The organism is Capnocytophaga canimorsus (genome assembly GCF_002302565.1).
Lineage (GTDB): Bacteria > Bacteroidota > Bacteroidia > Flavobacteriales > Flavobacteriaceae > Capnocytophaga > Capnocytophaga canimorsus.
The window spans coordinates 1,484,453-1,499,598 of the sequence record NZ_CP022382.1; the positions used below are offsets into that span (position 1 = coordinate 1,484,453).

Annotated in this window: 12 protein-coding genes; 1 reads left to right on the plus strand and 11 read right to left on the minus strand. The window is 38.0% G+C overall.

Translation table 11 applies throughout. The features are described from left to right. Window positions 1-19: 19 nt before the first annotated feature. On the minus strand, window positions 20-2,965 hold the full coding sequence (locus CGC47_RS06530) for a SusC/RagA family TonB-linked outer membrane protein (RefSeq protein ID WP_042001344.1): 2,946 nt from the start codon (window positions 2,963-2,965) through the stop codon (window positions 20-22). 309 nt (window positions 2,966-3,274) lie between these two features. On the opposite strand from CGC47_RS06530, the gene CGC47_RS06535 reads away from it, so the two are divergent. Continuing rightward, a complete protein-coding gene (locus CGC47_RS06535) occupies window positions 3,275-4,300 on the plus strand; it encodes a LacI family DNA-binding transcriptional regulator (RefSeq protein WP_042001340.1) in 1,026 nt (341 codons plus the stop codon). A 29-nt stretch (window positions 4,301-4,329) separates the two neighbouring features. On the opposite strand, the gene CGC47_RS06540 is transcribed toward CGC47_RS06535, so the two are convergent. The 10 genes from CGC47_RS06540 to rfbD form a co-directional block, all read right to left on the minus strand. Continuing rightward, window positions 4,330-6,162 (minus strand): glycoside hydrolase family 13 protein, encoded by a 1,833-nt coding sequence (locus CGC47_RS06540; protein ID WP_042001337.1) that lies wholly within the window; start codon window positions 6,160-6,162, stop codon window positions 4,330-4,332. Window positions 6,163-6,176: 14 nt separating this feature from the next. Next, window positions 6,177-8,483, minus strand: coding sequence for a glycoside hydrolase family 65 protein (locus tag CGC47_RS06545; protein WP_095900146.1), 2,307 nt, complete (start codon window positions 8,481-8,483; stop codon window positions 6,177-6,179). Between the two features lie 104 nt (window positions 8,484-8,587). Continuing rightward, entirely contained in the window at window positions 8,588-9,118 is a 531-nt protein-coding gene (locus tag CGC47_RS06550) for an HXXEE domain-containing protein (protein WP_042001334.1), read from the minus strand. A gap of 23 nt (window positions 9,119-9,141) precedes the next feature. After that, window positions 9,142-9,639: a GNAT family N-acetyltransferase gene (locus tag CGC47_RS06555; protein WP_095900147.1), complete on the minus strand. Its 498-nt coding sequence runs from the start codon at window positions 9,637-9,639 to the stop codon at window positions 9,142-9,144. Window positions 9,640-9,717: 78 nt separating this feature from the next. Then, on the minus strand, window positions 9,718-10,212 hold the full coding sequence (locus tag CGC47_RS06560; protein ID WP_042001393.1) for an imm68 putative immunity domain-containing protein: 495 nt from the start codon (window positions 10,210-10,212) through the stop codon (window positions 9,718-9,720). A gap of 34 nt (window positions 10,213-10,246) precedes the next feature. Continuing rightward, entirely contained in the window at window positions 10,247-10,879 is a 633-nt protein-coding gene (gene pgmB, locus CGC47_RS06565) for a beta-phosphoglucomutase (RefSeq protein WP_042001391.1), read from the minus strand. Between the two features lie 148 nt (window positions 10,880-11,027). Beyond that, on the minus strand, window positions 11,028-12,521 hold the full coding sequence (locus CGC47_RS06570; protein WP_042001332.1) for an MFS transporter: 1,494 nt from the start codon (window positions 12,519-12,521) through the stop codon (window positions 11,028-11,030). Between the two features lie 296 nt (window positions 12,522-12,817). Continuing rightward, the gene (gene rfbB, locus CGC47_RS06575) at window positions 12,818-13,876 is read right to left on the minus strand and encodes a dTDP-glucose 4,6-dehydratase (protein WP_042001329.1); all 1,059 of its coding nucleotides are present in this window, start codon (window positions 13,874-13,876) and stop codon (window positions 12,818-12,820) included. Between the two features lie 53 nt (window positions 13,877-13,929). Beyond that, window positions 13,930-14,283 (minus strand): four helix bundle protein, encoded by a 354-nt coding sequence (locus CGC47_RS06580; protein WP_042001326.1) that lies wholly within the window; start codon window positions 14,281-14,283, stop codon window positions 13,930-13,932. A gap of 22 nt (window positions 14,284-14,305) precedes the next feature. Further along, complete coding sequence (gene rfbD, locus CGC47_RS06585) at window positions 14,306-15,145, minus strand: dTDP-4-dehydrorhamnose reductase (protein WP_042001323.1); 840 nt, start codon at window positions 15,143-15,145, stop codon at window positions 14,306-14,308. Window position 15,146 lies beyond the last annotated feature (1 nt).

Below are 15,146 nucleotides of genomic sequence, written 5' to 3' on the forward strand. Positions count from 1 at the left end.
TTTATTCGTTGTATTTTGACTAAAAATTCACGCTCAAACCTACCAAATAGGTTTTCGGACGAGGATAGAAGTTTGTATCAATACCGTGCTTAACCCCTATAACATCAGGTACAAGAACCTCAGGGTCTAAGCCTTTGTACTTAGTAAGCGTCAATACATTTTGCATTGTTCCGTATAGGCGAATATTGTATTTTGTAGTTGGGAATGTGTACCCTAAAGTAATGTTATCCAACTTAAAGAAGGAGGCATTCTCTACAAAATAATCACTTTTTATGCCCAATCCGCTAAGTTCTCTGAATTTGGTATCGTTATAATTTGACATTAAGTTATCCAAGTACTCTCTGTCGGTAGCTACTTCAAACTGACTTAAAGAAGATTGCGTGTTGTTGTACACATAGTTACCGATATTGGCACGTGTAATAATGTTCAAATCCCAATTTTTGTAGTTGAAATCCATCGTTAATCCCATTGTTACAGGAGCAAATGGTGATTTGTAGAAATAGCGGTCGTCGTCATTGATAACTCCATCGCTGTTTCTATCAACGAATACGTTTTCAATAGGCTTACCATTAGCATCATACACTTGTTGGAATACGAAGAACGCAAACGGAATTTGACCCTCTTGGTGGCGTTGTATATTGTTACCCGTACCACCTCCAATACCTCCTACATCTTGTACTTTCGGAAGTTTCGTCAATTTATTTTCGTTGTAGGCAACATTGTAATTGATTGTCCAACGGAAATCATCGGTACGGAAAGGAGTGTAACTAAGTCCGAACTCAATACCTCTGTTTTCCATATTACCAATGTTAGCATTTACTTCATTACCAAAGTTGGTAAAGGTATCCACAGTGCTTGGCGCAATCAAATCTTTGGTTAGTTTACGATATACATCAATAGTTCCTGTTAAGCGATTTTGCCAAAAACCAAAATCAATACCTGCATTGATCGTATTACCGATTTCCCAACGCAAGTCGGTGTTTACTACACTTGGTCGGTAGGTTTGGTAGAAGTTATCGCCAAACTGATAAGAAGCTCCGTTTGTACTACGTGTATAGTTGGTTAAGAAAATATAATCTCCTAATCCGTTAACGTTACCCACTTCACCATATCCTAAACGTAATTTCAACTCATTAACCGTTTCGTTTTCTTTTAGGAAATTCTCATTAGCGATGTTCCACGCCAATGCTACCGATGGGAAATATCCCCAACGATGCTCTTTTGCTAATTTAGATGAGGCATCAGCACGAAGTGTTGCTGTGAGCAAATATTTATCTTTGTAGCTGTAATTGGCACGACCAAAGAAAGACATCAACACGTTTTTGCTTTTATCAATTTTTGGTGTTTCTTTATTATCCCCCGGATTTACAAAGGTTTCATAAAAGGTTTCGTGATTGTCAAATTCAAAAGATTGATAAGAATGCCCTACCATCAAACCGATGTTGTGATTGTTTACCTCATTGTTGTAATTCAAATAAGCATCGAATAACTTGTTAGTGGTTTTGTTATCATAAACTTTATGATTTCCTGCAAAGTTGCTTGACGAATTGGGGTAGCGAGGGTCGATAATTCTATCTCCTTTACCATTACTGTGGTCTAACCCTACATTCACCGTAGCGATTACCTCAGGAAAGAAAGGTAATTTGTAATCGGCTTTTAAATTTCCGATGAAGTTATACACTTTGGAGTTGTCATCAGTAAGGAATAACATCGCCATTGGGTTAAGCGGAGCTAAACCTCCGAGAAGCCCTGTTACCGAGTCTGACCACGCACTATAACCTGCATAACGTGAAGTTGGGTCATAAACCGGTTTGGTTGGGTCATAGCCTACGGCTGCACCAATAGCACCCTTTTCAGCAAAACGGTTTTTCATAAATGTTCCGTTAGCATTCAGCTCTAATTTTAGGTGATTGTCCAACAAACTTGGTGTCAATGTTACTTTGGCAGTAGTACGTTGGAAGTTATCGGTACGAAGTACGCCATCGGCATACGAATGCCCCACAGAAACACGGTAAGGTACTACCCCACCTGCCGAAACACTCAAAGTGCTGTTACTCATTGGTGCTGTCTGATAGATTTGTTTTTGCCAATGGGTATCAGCCGTTCCTAAACGAGCTATCAGATTGGCTTTTCCGGTGCTTGTAATGAGGTCTCTGTACTGAGAAGCGCTCATCACATCTACATAATCACTTACGTTTTGTAAAGATAAGCTCGTATTGAAATTGATTTTCATATCCTGACCCGCTTTTCCTTTTTTGGTGGTAATCATAATTACCCCATTGGCGGCACGTGATCCGAAAATAGCTGTTGATGAAGCGTCTTTAAGTACCGTCATACTTTCGATATCTTCAGGGTTTACCAAATTAAAGATACTACGTGATCCTCCAACGCCTCCGTCGTTCATAGGCACGCCATCAATTACAATAAGCGGATTTGAAGATAAGGATAACGAACCATTACCACGCACACGGATGGTTTGCCCCTCACCTACAGCCCCTCCTGCTGAGGTCATCTGTACTCCTGCCACTTTACCCTGCAACAATTGATCGGCATTTACCGCCGGTGCTTTGTTAAAATCTTTCTCATTTACCAAATTTACCGAACCGGTAACATCTTTTTTCTTAGCAACACCGTAACCAATAACTACAACGTCATCGAGTTGTTGTAAATCCTCCTCCATAACAATGTTGATAATCATCGGGGTTGCACTTCCACTTACCGTTTTTGTTTGTGTACGATACCCAATGTAACTAAATTCCAAAACAGCTCCTTTGCTCACGGTAATTTCATAATTTCCGTCGAAATCGGTGGTCGTTCCTTGTGTGGTTCCCTTGATGACAACATTTACACCTGGAAGTTCCATTCCTGAAGCATCTTTCACCATTCCCTTTACCACTTGTTGAGCATAAGCCCCCATTGCAGCAAAAAGAAACGAAAGCAAAACATAAACGTTTTTACTTTTCATATAAATATCTTTTAGATTAAACAATAATTAAAAACAATAATTTTTTACTTCTCGAGGCTAAATTACGCATATTTTGATTACGAAAATTTTCTTTTCGCAACAAAACGAAACGAAAACGTTATAATGTGGATAACTTTTTGAACTAACATACAGGCAAGTATTCGCCAGTAAGGTATAGCATTAGTCACTAGCTTTTTATCCTTGAAACCAAATTTGCTTTATTGAATATTATTACGTATGTTTACGGAGATAATCAAGTTCACTTGTTGTAAATAATCCTATTGCAAAGTGAGTAAAAATCCCTTCTCAATGAAAAAACGTATTACGATTAAAGAAATCGCTAAAGAGCTGAATGTAAGTATTTCTACTGTCTCAAAATCACTAAACAACAGCCCTGAAATCAGCAAAGAAACCAAAGAACTCGTAAAGACATTCGCAAAGGCGCATAACTACAAACCCAATAGTATTGCCCTAAGCCTAAAGAATAAAAAAACAAAAAACATAGGGATTATTATTCCAGAAATTGCTCACGACTTTTTTTCAACAGTGGTTACAGGCATTGAAATGATTGCCTCTCAAAACGGATACAACGTCATTACTTGCTTTTCAAACGAAATGTTTGAGCAAGAGGTGAAAAATATCGAAACCTTAGCCGAAAGCAATGTTGATGGTTTTATCATTGCTCTTTCCAAAGAAACACAACAACGAGGCGATTATCACCATTTAAGAGAAGTTATCAACCAAGGATTTTCTTTGGTAATGATTGACCGCGTAGCACAAGATATCTATTGTGATAAAGTCATCGTTGATGATGCTATGGCATCATACAAGGCAGTTAATTATCTGATTGAAAACGGATATCGAAAAATAGGAATGCTTACCGTACCCGATTACATCAGTATAGGGAATTTACGCACCAAAGGCTACAAAAATGCGCTTTCCGATGCCAAACTTCCTATTGATGAAAACCTCATTTTAGTCATTGAAGACATCCAATCCGATGATATTATATCCAATTATTTCGACCAACAACAATTCGACGCCTTACTATGCAGCAACGAGTTTTTAGCCGTTAAAGCCATACGCCAAGCCCACAACCGAAAAATCAATATCCCTGAAGAATTGGGCGTAATTGGGTTTGCAGATGGTTTTTTGGCACAGAATTCATACCCTACCCTAACGGCAATTGACCAACACGGACTGGAAATCGGAAAAAAAGCCACTCAAATGCTTATTGAAAATATCGAAGGAGAAAAAGAAAACTCCCGCACCGAAATTATCAAAACCTCTTTAATTGTGCGAGAGTCTACACGAGCAATAAATATAAAACCTTAGAGAAATAAAACAAAGTTGGTTATCAATTGCTATTTTTTCAGCTCAATAATCATACTTGTCTTTCCTGCTATTTGAAGATTATCTGTGAATGATAATTGGGTATCTGTAATTATATCATAACCTGACACATACCCTTTCAAACTCTCCGCAAATCGTGAAAGTTGCAGGTTCTTTGTCTTTTCGTTTTTGTTGATGATTACCATTACGGCTTTTTCTTCATTATATCGGAAATAAACATAACATTCCTCATCGGGTAAATACTGCTTGGTTTTTCCGTAATGGATTACATTTTGATTTTTACGCCAATTGAAAAGTTTAGATGTAAAGTCAAAATATTGTTTTTGTACATCAGTTCTTTGCTTAGTATCAAAAGCATTTTGATTATCTTCTGCCCAGCCACCTGGAAAATCCTCACGAATATAAGCGTCACCTTTACTTTTGTCGCCTCGCATACCAATTTCACTACCATAGTAAAGTTGCGGAATACCCCGAGCTGTAGCTAAAAGCGTCATTATAAGTTTATAATCTGCCACATCAGAATAAATTTCGTTGATTCTTGAAGTATCGTGGTTTTCGGCAAAAATCAAAAGATTATTGACATCTGAATAAAGAAAATCATTAACAAAATTCTCGTAAAACTGAATCATTCCCTTATCCCACGAAGGGGCTGCTTTTAAAGCTTCTCCAAAAGCATCGTGCAGGGTAAAATCCATCACAGCAGGTAAATACGTATTGTAATTCTGAATGGCGCTTATAGGACTGTCTTTTTGCCAATAAGAGATTTGAGCTTGGTGGTGCAACCATACTTCGCCAACAATGTTAAAATTAGGGTATTCCTCCATAATGGCTTTAGTCCATTTACTGATGCTTTCCTTGTCGTTATATGAATAGGTATCTACTCTAAATCCATCTAAGTCAGCATACTCTACCCACCAAATTGCATTTTGTATCAAATAATTTAACACTAAAGGGTTACTTTGATTTAAATCAGGCATTGATTCTACAAACCAACCATCAACACAATATTTTTTATCTATTTGGGAAGCGTTTACATCCATTTGTGTGCTCATTCGGTAATTGCTTTGGGCATACCCAGGAAACTGATGCACCCAGTCGTAAGTGGGCAAATCTTTAATTATCCAATGCTGTGCCCCCCAATGGTTGGTTACATAATCTTTGATAAGTTTCATTCCGCGTTTATGCAACTCCGAAGAAAGCCGCTTGTAATCTTCATTGCTTCCGTAACGAGCATCAATATTATAAACATCGCTCTGCCCGTAGGTATGGTAGGAATAGGCAGGGTCGTTATCCTCGCACAAAGGCGTACTCCAAATGGCTGTTGCTCCAAGCGATTGAATATAATCTAAATGATCAATAATTCCTTGTATATCACCTCCGTGTCTTCCACCTGAAAGCTCTCGGTTAGCTTTTTCATTGAGATGTTTTTGTGAATCATTTTTCGGATTTCCGTTAGCAAAACGGTCAGGCATAAGCAAATACACCATATCGGAACTATCAAAACCTTTGCGAAGTGCAGAACCCTCACGACGCTTTTTCAACTCATAGTCAATCGATTTTACTTTTTTATTCTTATTTAGAAGACTGATTTTATACTTGCCCTCACTTTTATTTTGAGTATCAACAGTTACAAAAATATAATTCGGGTTTTCAGTTTTAGTAATATTCACTATAGGAAGTTCACTCACCACTGAAAACTGAGCTATTTCTTTACCATAAAGCATAATTTGCAGCTGTGAGTGACGCATATCTGTCCACCAAAAAGGCGGCTCAACCCTTTGAATTTGTGCATAAATTGATGACAAACCTAGCGTAAAGAACAAAAAAAAGATTACTTTTTTCATAAGAAATAAAAATTTTATCTTACTATTTTTATAGGTTGGTTACTTACCTCAACTTCCTTTCCAAAAACACACATTTTCAGCGATGTACCTCCTTGATTAGAAACTACTACCGATTCTGGAAAAACTTCTAAAGTAACAATGTGATTTCGAAAATTCACTTTAAACGAATAACTTTTCCATTGCGATGGAATTTGCGGATTCAGGTGTAACATTCCGTTTCGCATACGCAAACCACCAAAGCCTTCCACGATGCTCATCCACGTTCCTGCCATTGAGGTAATGTGCAATCCTTCGTGAACTTCTTTGTTGTAATCGTCCAAATCGAGGCGAGAAGTACGCAAATAGAACGTGTAAGCGTGTTCCATTCTCCCCAAAGAAGCTGCCAAAATGCTATGTACGCACGGAGAAAGTGACGATTCGTGTACCGTAAAAGGTTCGTAAAAATCGTAATGACGAGCCAATTCTTCCTTCGTGAAATGGTCTTCAAAGAAGTAGAAACCTTGCAATGTATCCGCTTGTTTGATGTAAGGCGAACGCAAAATCCTATCCCACGACCAATGCTGATTGATAGGACGTTCTTTTTTATCCAACTCTGCCACTGTGATGAGTTCTTTATCCAAAAAGCCATCTTGTTGCAGATAAATATTCAATTCTTCCGAATACGGATAATACATATTTTCGGCAACTGCTAACCATTGCTCTATTTCGTTTTCGGAAAGATTAGTTTTCTTCCAAACTCGCTCAAAATCATCACTATAAGAAGTTTTCACTTTATCCAAACATTCCTTAGCATATTTGATACACCATTGAGCGATGTAGTTCGTATAGAAATTGTTATTGATATTATTTTCGTATTCGTTAGGACCTGTTACTCCGAGAATTACGTATTTATTCTTATCCTTTGAAAAGGTCGCTCTTTGGTGCCAGAAACGTGCAATTCCGATAAGTACTTCCAAGCCCATTTCAGGAACGTACGCAAAGTCATTCGTGTAACGCACATAATTGTAAATCGCAAACGCAATAGCTCCATTACGATGGATTTCCTCAAAGGTGATTTCCCACTCGTTGTGACATTCTTCGCCATTCATCGTTACCATTGGGTAGAGAGCTGCTCCGTTTTTGAAACCTAATTTTTCAGCATTTTCGATGGCTTTCCCCAATTGGTCATATCTATATTTCAACAAATTACGAGCCACTTCGGCGTTTTTGGTCGCCATATAGAAAGGCAAACAATAGGCTTCGGTATCCCAATAGGTACTTCCTCCATATTTTTCACCTGTAAATCCTTTCGGACCAATATTCAAACGAGCATCTTTACCCGAATACGTTTGATTCAATTGGAAAATATTAAAACGAATTGCTTGTTGTGCTTTGACATCGCCTTCGATAGTGATATCCGCCATTTGCCAAACCTCAGCCCAATCTTCTTTCTGTTTTTTCAATAATTCGTTGAAGCCTAAAGCAGTAATTTTCAGCAATAATTGCTCCGTTTCTTCAATCAATTTTTCTTTCGGATGATTGAATGAAGTTACATATCCTGCATACTTTTCAAATTGAGCGGTTTGATTTTTCTCTGCCGAAGTTTCATATACGAAACCGATGTAGTTCTCTTTTTGATTTACCTTTTGAATGTTAGAAACTACGCCGTTTACTTCCAACCGATTTTCCATAAAGGTACAAACACGAAAGGCTGTCTTTTTAGTTTCCGCTACGATAAAGCCTCTGTTTCCTACTTGCTTGACATCGAGTGTATTCCAGAATTTTTCTTCCCAGTTTGTATCGTGATTTTCAATAGAACTATCCAAATACGACTCAAACGTAATAGTAGCTTTTTCGGTAAGAGGAGTAACCTCATAACGAATTACGCCCACTTCATCGTATTGCAATGAAAGAAAACGAGTTACGTTTACCTGAATTTCCATTCCGCTTGGGAGTGTCGCCACAAACGAACGCGTGTAAACCCCCTCTTTCATATTTAGTACGCGTTTGAAATTTCTGACCGATTTGCACGTATTCAAATCCAATTCATTTCCGTTGACTTTCACACGAATACCTATCCAACTTGGAGCGTTTAACACTTTGGCAAAATACTCCGGATAGCCGTTTTTCCACCAACCCACTTTGGTTTTGTCGGGATAATAGACCCCTCCGATATAACTTCCTTGAAAGGTTTTTCCTGAGTAATGTTCCTCGAAATTAGCACGTTGCCCCATCGCTCCGTTACCCAAACTGAACAAACTCTCGGACTGCATTACGCGGTCTTTTTCAAATCCTTCTTCTATGATGCACCAATTATCCGGCACGATATAATCTTGATTCATTCTATGTATGATTTTATTTTTTCACTTAATTCTTATAAAATATTTATTTTTTTGAGTATTCGTTTAAAAATTTTTCATTTTCAAACATAATTCCTTAAACAAATTTACATTTTCTTACGAAACTTATGAAATTTCGACGCCCAAAAGAATGCTAACGGAAAACTTACAATAGTTACTACAATTCCTCCGACTGTCCACCAAAACATCTCTTCAAAAGACAGAATATCAGATTCAACAAACTTCCAAAATGTATAAAAACAATATGGAAGCGACAGTAGGGAGATGATTATCACTGGGACATACTTTCCATACACAAGCCATTGCACGATGTGCATCCATAAATGAATGAAAAACGCCATAAATCCGGCAAACCACCAACCATAACTCCCAAACCAAACCGACAAATAACAAACAACTGAAAGCAATAAAAATTCGTGGGCTACCGCTACCGCAAAATCGGCTGTGGAATATGCAAAAAAATTATTGCGAGTCAGGAATTTTTCCAGTTTCGGGAAACGTTGCCTCAATTCATCTCGATTTTTGGAAAGCCACGTCTCGAACATTACAACTTCCTCAAAATCGTGCACCATAAATACCACAGGAAGCAACACCATAAGTAATTGTAATTCTGACATTTTATTCAAATCTCGTTCAATTGTTAATGTGTATTTGTCGAATTCAAATCAATCACCATCACATAATCTTCGTCATTTTCCTTGACGACATAAAACCCCATTTTCAAATACATTTTTGCTGCATAATTGGCTTTCTGCACAGATAATGAAGCTTTTTCGTAGCCCTCCTCAGCAAGTTGGTCAAGCAATTTTTGAAATAATTTTGTACCAATACCTTGATTTCGATATTCTGAATAAAGCGAAATAGAAAGTGAGGGAGTTTGGTCGTCAATATGTCCGTAATCGTTGATAATTCTTGCCCACGCCGCACCAATTATCCGTTCCGAAGCTGTTGCCACTACGGCTACATCACCTTTTTGTGAACCAAAATCAGCAAAATAGATGCGTAGTTCGGGGTGAAAGACAATATCACGCGGTGGCGGTGTAACGCCTTCGGGCAAAAATATGGCTTCGTACAAAAAATCCTGCAATAACGAATACTCGCTCGGATTCATCGGACGTATATTCACAATGTTTTTCATCGGTCATATATGGTTTATAGCTTTATACCATCAGATTGAAAACTTAAATCGACAGGATTTTATTTTTTATTGATAAATTTACTCTTCAAAAAGTTCTTTTCTTAATTCTTCACAGATTTCTGCTATTTCCAACATCACTTCTTCTGGACACATTTCACTCAAATCGTATGATAAAGGTTCTGCTACAAAATCTTTCAAAGCTTTATTCATTTGTTTATTTTCCTCTTGAGTTGAAATGATTTTAATATTCAATGAAGTAGCATCAAAATTTCCTTCCGAAAGTTCGCTCAAATTAACACTTCCATTCTTTTTACATTCCAAAAGTAATGCCGCTAAATCAGTAATTAAATCAATTGCATAATAAAACTCGCGTTGAATTCCTTGTTTATCAGTATAAATAAGTAAAGTATCTGTTTGACGAAAATTCCAATTCAGGCGTTCTAAACTTGTATCAGAGAAGATTTCACTCAAGGTAATTTCTTCCTTTTGCTTGTCTAAAAGATAATCCACTAATGTCAAACTATCATCTGTATCACCAATATAGTTATTCCAGTATTTACCTGTAATATACATACTTATAAGTTTTAAAATTAAAAAGATAGGATTTCTATTTTTCCACACGTAATATTTCTTCAAAACCGGAAAAAACCTCATCGGCTTGATGTAGCACGTCTGCACTTCCAATTCCGATAGCTTTCATTCCTGCCGTTTTGGCCGCTTGAACTCCTGCTTCCGAATCTTCAAAAACCACGCAATCTTCATTTTGAACACCTAATTTTTGAGCTGCAATCACAAAAACTTCGGGGTCGGGTTTGGCTTTGCTAACGTCATTTCCATCAACAATGGCATCAAAATACGAAATAATTCCGAGTTTTTGCAAAATCGGACGGGCATTTTTACTTGCCGAACCCAAAGCAATCCTTATATTTTTTTGCTTTGCCTGTTCCAAAAATGTTTTTACACCAGGTAAGATATCGTTTTCGTTCATTTGAGCCACATAGCTTAAATAATCTTCATTTTTGCGTGTTGCTAACTCATCAAATTTTTCTTCGGAAACAGAAACACCTGCCCAATTCAATATTTTTTGAAGCGAATCAACACGGCTTACGCCCTTAAGCTGTTCGTTAAGTTCGTGTGTGAGTTCAAACCCAAATTCTTGTCCAATTTTCTTCCACGCTATAAAGTGAAATTTTGCTGTATCGACGATAACGCCATCTAAATCAAATATGTATGCTTTCATTTTAAGTATAAATTTAAAAGTTTTAAGAAACAAGTACCGAGTTACAAGGATAAAGTAAAAAGGAACAAGTTACAAGTACCAAGTTACAAGTACCAAGTTGCAAGTGCTAACCACTATTTACTAATTACTAATCCCTATTTTCTATTGCCTACTTTATAGAATCTTTCACTCCAAGAGTCAAAAATCCTGATAAAATCATCGCTACACCTCCTACAACCAGCGCATATACAGGTTCGTTATTAAACAAATTGTGTACGATAACTCCTAAAATTGTTGCAGCAACTATCTGTGGAAGTACAATAAAAAAATTAAATACCCCCATATAATACCCCATTTTATCCGAAGGCAATGCTCCAGAAAGAATTGCGTACGGCATCGAAAGGATACTCGCCCAAGCAATCCCTACACCAACCATCGAAACGATAAGCATATTCGGGTCACTTATAAAATACACCGAAATAAGCCCTAATCCTCCCAATAACAAACAGATAAAGTGAGTAACCTTACGGCTAGTAGCTTTTGCCAAAACAGGAAGCAAGAATGCCACCAATGCTGCTACCCCATTGTACACAGCGAAAAGCAATGTAACCCAATCTGCTCCCTCGTTATACAAAGGAGAGGAAGTATCCGTAGTTCCATAGATACGCCCCGTTACCGTTGCCGTAGTGTAAATCCACATTGCAAAAAGCGAAAACCACGAAAAGAACTGAACCAAAGCCAATTGCTTCATCGTTTTGGGCATATAAAGCATATCTGTAGTGATAGAAATAAAGCCATTCTCTTTCACCTTTCTTTTATGCAGATAAGACGTAAACAAGAACGAAAATCCTAACATTGCCATTCCGATAGCCAAAATGTACAACTCTTTTTCCATTTTGAAAAAATAAAGAAAAATTGTTGAAATAACCCCCACGACAGCAAAAATTGCTCCGTAAAAGTTTAGTTTTTTTGCTTTTTCTTCGGAAGAAACTTCGTTTTTGTAGGTATTGACATCTTTCTTTTCAAAGGCTTCCAACTCGGCAGGAGAATATTCTTTAGAAGAGAAAACCGTCCATAGTACAGCCACCAGAAAAACGATAGCTCCTGCATAGAATGACCATTTTACTGAATCGGGAATGACCCCTTCGGGAGCTGTATTGCTGATTCCCAAATAATTCGTATAAATATAAGGCAAAGCCGAACCTACCACAGCTCCCACTCCGATGAAGAAACTTTGCATTGCAAATCCGGTAGTACGTTGTTCATCAGGCAGATTATCCCCTACGAAAGCACGGAAAGGTTCCATTGAAATATTGATGGAGGCATCCATAATCCAGAGCGTTCCAGCGGCAATCCATAGTGAAGGTGAATTCGGCATAATACATAATGCGATAGAAGAGAGAATCGCACCGATTAAAAAATACGGACGACGGCGACCCAATCGCGTCCACGTTCGGTCGCTCATATATCCAATAATAGGCTGAATAATTAGCCCAGTAACAGGAGCGGCAATCCACAAAATTGGGATATCTTCAACTTTGGCTCCTAATGTTTCAAAAATACGAGATGTATTGGCATTCTGCAAGGCAAAACCAAATTGGATACCCAAAAAACCAAAACTCATATTCCATATTTCCCAAAAACTTAATCTTCGTTTTTCCATTGTAATCATATTTGCACAAGTACTCAATTGGCATTACTACCCACCAAGATAACTTACTGCGTTTTTTTTAATAGGAAGCAACCTCCCCAACACTAAAATTAAACGGGCAGATTACTATTTTTGAGAAGTATGTAAAATTGTTGTGACAAATATAGGTGATTATTTCGGCTTTTGCAAATAGAAATCTTTAAATTATATCCTTGATTTATAATATTTTCTACTATTTCGTTTTCGATAAAAATAAAAAAGCCACTTCAATGATTGAAGTGACTTTTACGCATTTTCTATAACTAATACTACCTATTTTTATACATCTGGTCGTAATATTTTTGGTAGTCGCCACTGGTGATAGTATCTAGCCATTCTTGATTTTGCAGATACCAAGCTACGGTACGCTGAATTCCCTCTTCGAACTGTAAGGAAGGTTCCCAACCAAGTTCTTCTTTAATTTTTGTAGCGTCAATAGCATAACGAAGGTCGTGCCCTGCTCGGTCAGTAACAAACGTAATGAGTTTTTCTGAGCTTCCTTCAGGGCGACCTAGCTGCTTATCTACTTCTTTGATGATGACGCGTATCAAGTCGATGTTTTTCCACTCGTTAAAGCCCCCGATGTTGTATGTATCGCCAATTTTACCCTTGTGGAATATTACGTCAATTGCTCTGGCGTGGTCTTCAACGTAGAGCCAATCTCGCACGTTTTCACCTCGTCCGTAAACGGGTAGCGGCTTATTACTGCGAATGTTATTGATGAATAGGGGGATTAATTTTTCAGGAAACTGATAGCTTCCGTAGTTATTGGAGCAGTTGGAGATAACTGTCGGAAGTCCGTAGGTATCTTGATAAGCTCGAACGAAGTGGTCGGACGAGGCTTTCGATGCCGAATAGGGCGAATGTGGGTCGTACTTTGTGTTTTCTGTAAAAAGCGTATTGTCCATCTGCAAAGCACCATACACTTCATCGGTGGAGACGTGATAGAACAGTTTCCCGTCCCAATTGCCGTTCCAAACCTCACGTGCTGCCTGTAGAAGTGATAGCGTACCCATAACATTGGTCTTCGCGAAGGTGAAAGGGTCTTTAATGCTGCGGTCTACGTGGCTTTCTGCTGCCAAATGGATTATTCCGCTGATGTTTTTGCTCTCGATGAGTTGCTTCATAGCCTGAAAGTCGCAGATATCAGCCTTTACGAACTCGTAGTTAGGTGATTTCTCTACATCTTTGAGGTTTTCCAAGTTTCCGGCATACGTTAGTAAATCCAAATTGATGATTCTGTAGTCAGGATATTTGTTTACAAACAACCGAACCACGTGCGAGCCTATAAATCCAGCTCCGCCTGTTATTAAAATGTTTTTTTTCATTTGAAGTGTTTTTTTGTTAAGGATAAAGGATAAAGTGGAAAGGATAAAAAATGCTAAGTTGATTTTTTTCTCATTTTTGAATGTATGGCACCTATAATGCTCATCAACTCCTTACTTTCTTGCTCCAAATCTTTCCAATTCCTATTATCGTCATAAATTCTAATAAGTATTCGTATCCAATAGTTTGTTTCTCTTATCTCTTTCAAGCAGATGCCAATTTTATTGGTAAAGTCGGCTTGTGATACTGCTCCTTGCGATTCTTCGTAGTTGGCTCCGACAGAAGTTGCCGACCTTATCAGCTGATGGGCAATCAATTTGTACTCAATGCCAATAGGAAGCTTTCTGACTTCGTTAATGGCTGATATGGAGAATTCAAATAACCGATTTTGAAGGTTTATACTTTTCACTTTATCCTTTATACTTTTTATTTTATTTCCCTTTTAAAGCCTCTTTCCAATGTGAAATTGTATAATTAAAATCGTTTTTTAGTTTTGATTTGTCCAAAACCGAATAACTTGGACGTTTTACCTTACTTGGGAACTCGCTCGACAAGCAAGGTTTAACCAGACAATCATTCCCCGACATACGAACGATTTCGGTAGCGAAGTCGAACCACGAGCATACGCCTTCATTTGAGAAATGATACACCTCGCGTTTTTTGCACAAATCTTTCTCAATGATATGGACGATAAATGCAGCTAAGTCACGAGCATTTGTGGGCGTCCCAACTTGGTCGAAAACTACTTTGAGTTCATTGCGTTCAGAACTCAATCGTTGAATGGTTTTGACGAAGTTATGCCCAAAGGAAAGCGAGTACAACCACGAGGTTCTGATGATAAGATAATCGATATCCGCATTCTGAATGGCTTTTTCGCCCTCTAATTTCGTTCGTCCGTAAATTCCCAGCGGTTCCGTAGGGTCTGCTTCAGAGTAAGGCGTGTTTTTAGTACCTCCAAAAACGTAATCCGTTGATATATGAATAAGAGAAGCGTTGTTTTCCCTGCAGACTTCTGCCAAGCAGCCTACTGCGATGTTATTTATCAGGTTGGCGGTTTGTATGTCGTCTTCTGCCTTGTCCACGTTGGTATATGCGGCACAATTAACCACAATCTGAATGTTATTTTTCTTTACGAAATCCGAAATTGCCTGTCGGTCGGTAATGTCCAAGTCCGAAGCATCTGTAAAGAAGTAATTTTTGGTTTTTCCTTGAATATTCTGAATTTCAGAGCCTAATTGTCCGTCAGCTCCTGTAATTAATATGTTTTTCATT

Excerpts from the sequence above, each read along its gene's own strand:
- CGC47_RS06530 (WP_042001344.1), bottom strand. The coding sequence starts at position 2,965 with ATGAAAAGTAAAAACGTTTATGTTTTGCTTTCGTTTCTTTTTGCTGCA.
- CGC47_RS06535 (WP_042001340.1), top strand. The coding sequence starts at position 3,275 with ATGAAAAAACGTATTACGATTAAAGAAATCGCTAAAGAGCTGAATGTA.
- CGC47_RS06540 (WP_042001337.1), bottom strand. The coding sequence starts at position 6,162 with ATGAAAAAAGTAATCTTTTTTTTGTTCTTTACGCTAGGTTTGTCATCA.
- CGC47_RS06545 (WP_095900146.1), bottom strand. The coding sequence starts at position 8,483 with ATGAATCAAGATTATATCGTGCCGGATAATTGGTGCATCATAGAAGAA.
- CGC47_RS06550 (WP_042001334.1), bottom strand. The coding sequence starts at position 9,118 with ATGTCAGAATTACAATTACTTATGGTGTTGCTTCCTGTGGTATTTATG.
- CGC47_RS06555 (WP_095900147.1), bottom strand. The coding sequence starts at position 9,639 with ATGAAAAACATTGTGAATATACGTCCGATGAATCCGAGCGAGTATTCG.
- CGC47_RS06560 (WP_042001393.1), bottom strand. The coding sequence starts at position 10,212 with ATGTATATTACAGGTAAATACTGGAATAACTATATTGGTGATACAGAT.
- pgmB (WP_042001391.1), bottom strand. The coding sequence starts at position 10,879 with ATGAAAGCATACATATTTGATTTAGATGGCGTTATCGTCGATACAGCA.
- CGC47_RS06570 (WP_042001332.1), bottom strand. The coding sequence starts at position 12,521 with ATGGAAAAACGAAGATTAAGTTTTTGGGAAATATGGAATATGAGTTTT.
- rfbB (WP_042001329.1), bottom strand. The coding sequence starts at position 13,876 with ATGAAAAAAAACATTTTAATAACAGGCGGAGCTGGATTTATAGGCTCG.
- rfbD (WP_042001323.1), bottom strand. The coding sequence starts at position 15,145 with ATGAAAAACATATTAATTACAGGAGCTGACGGACAATTAGGCTCTGAA.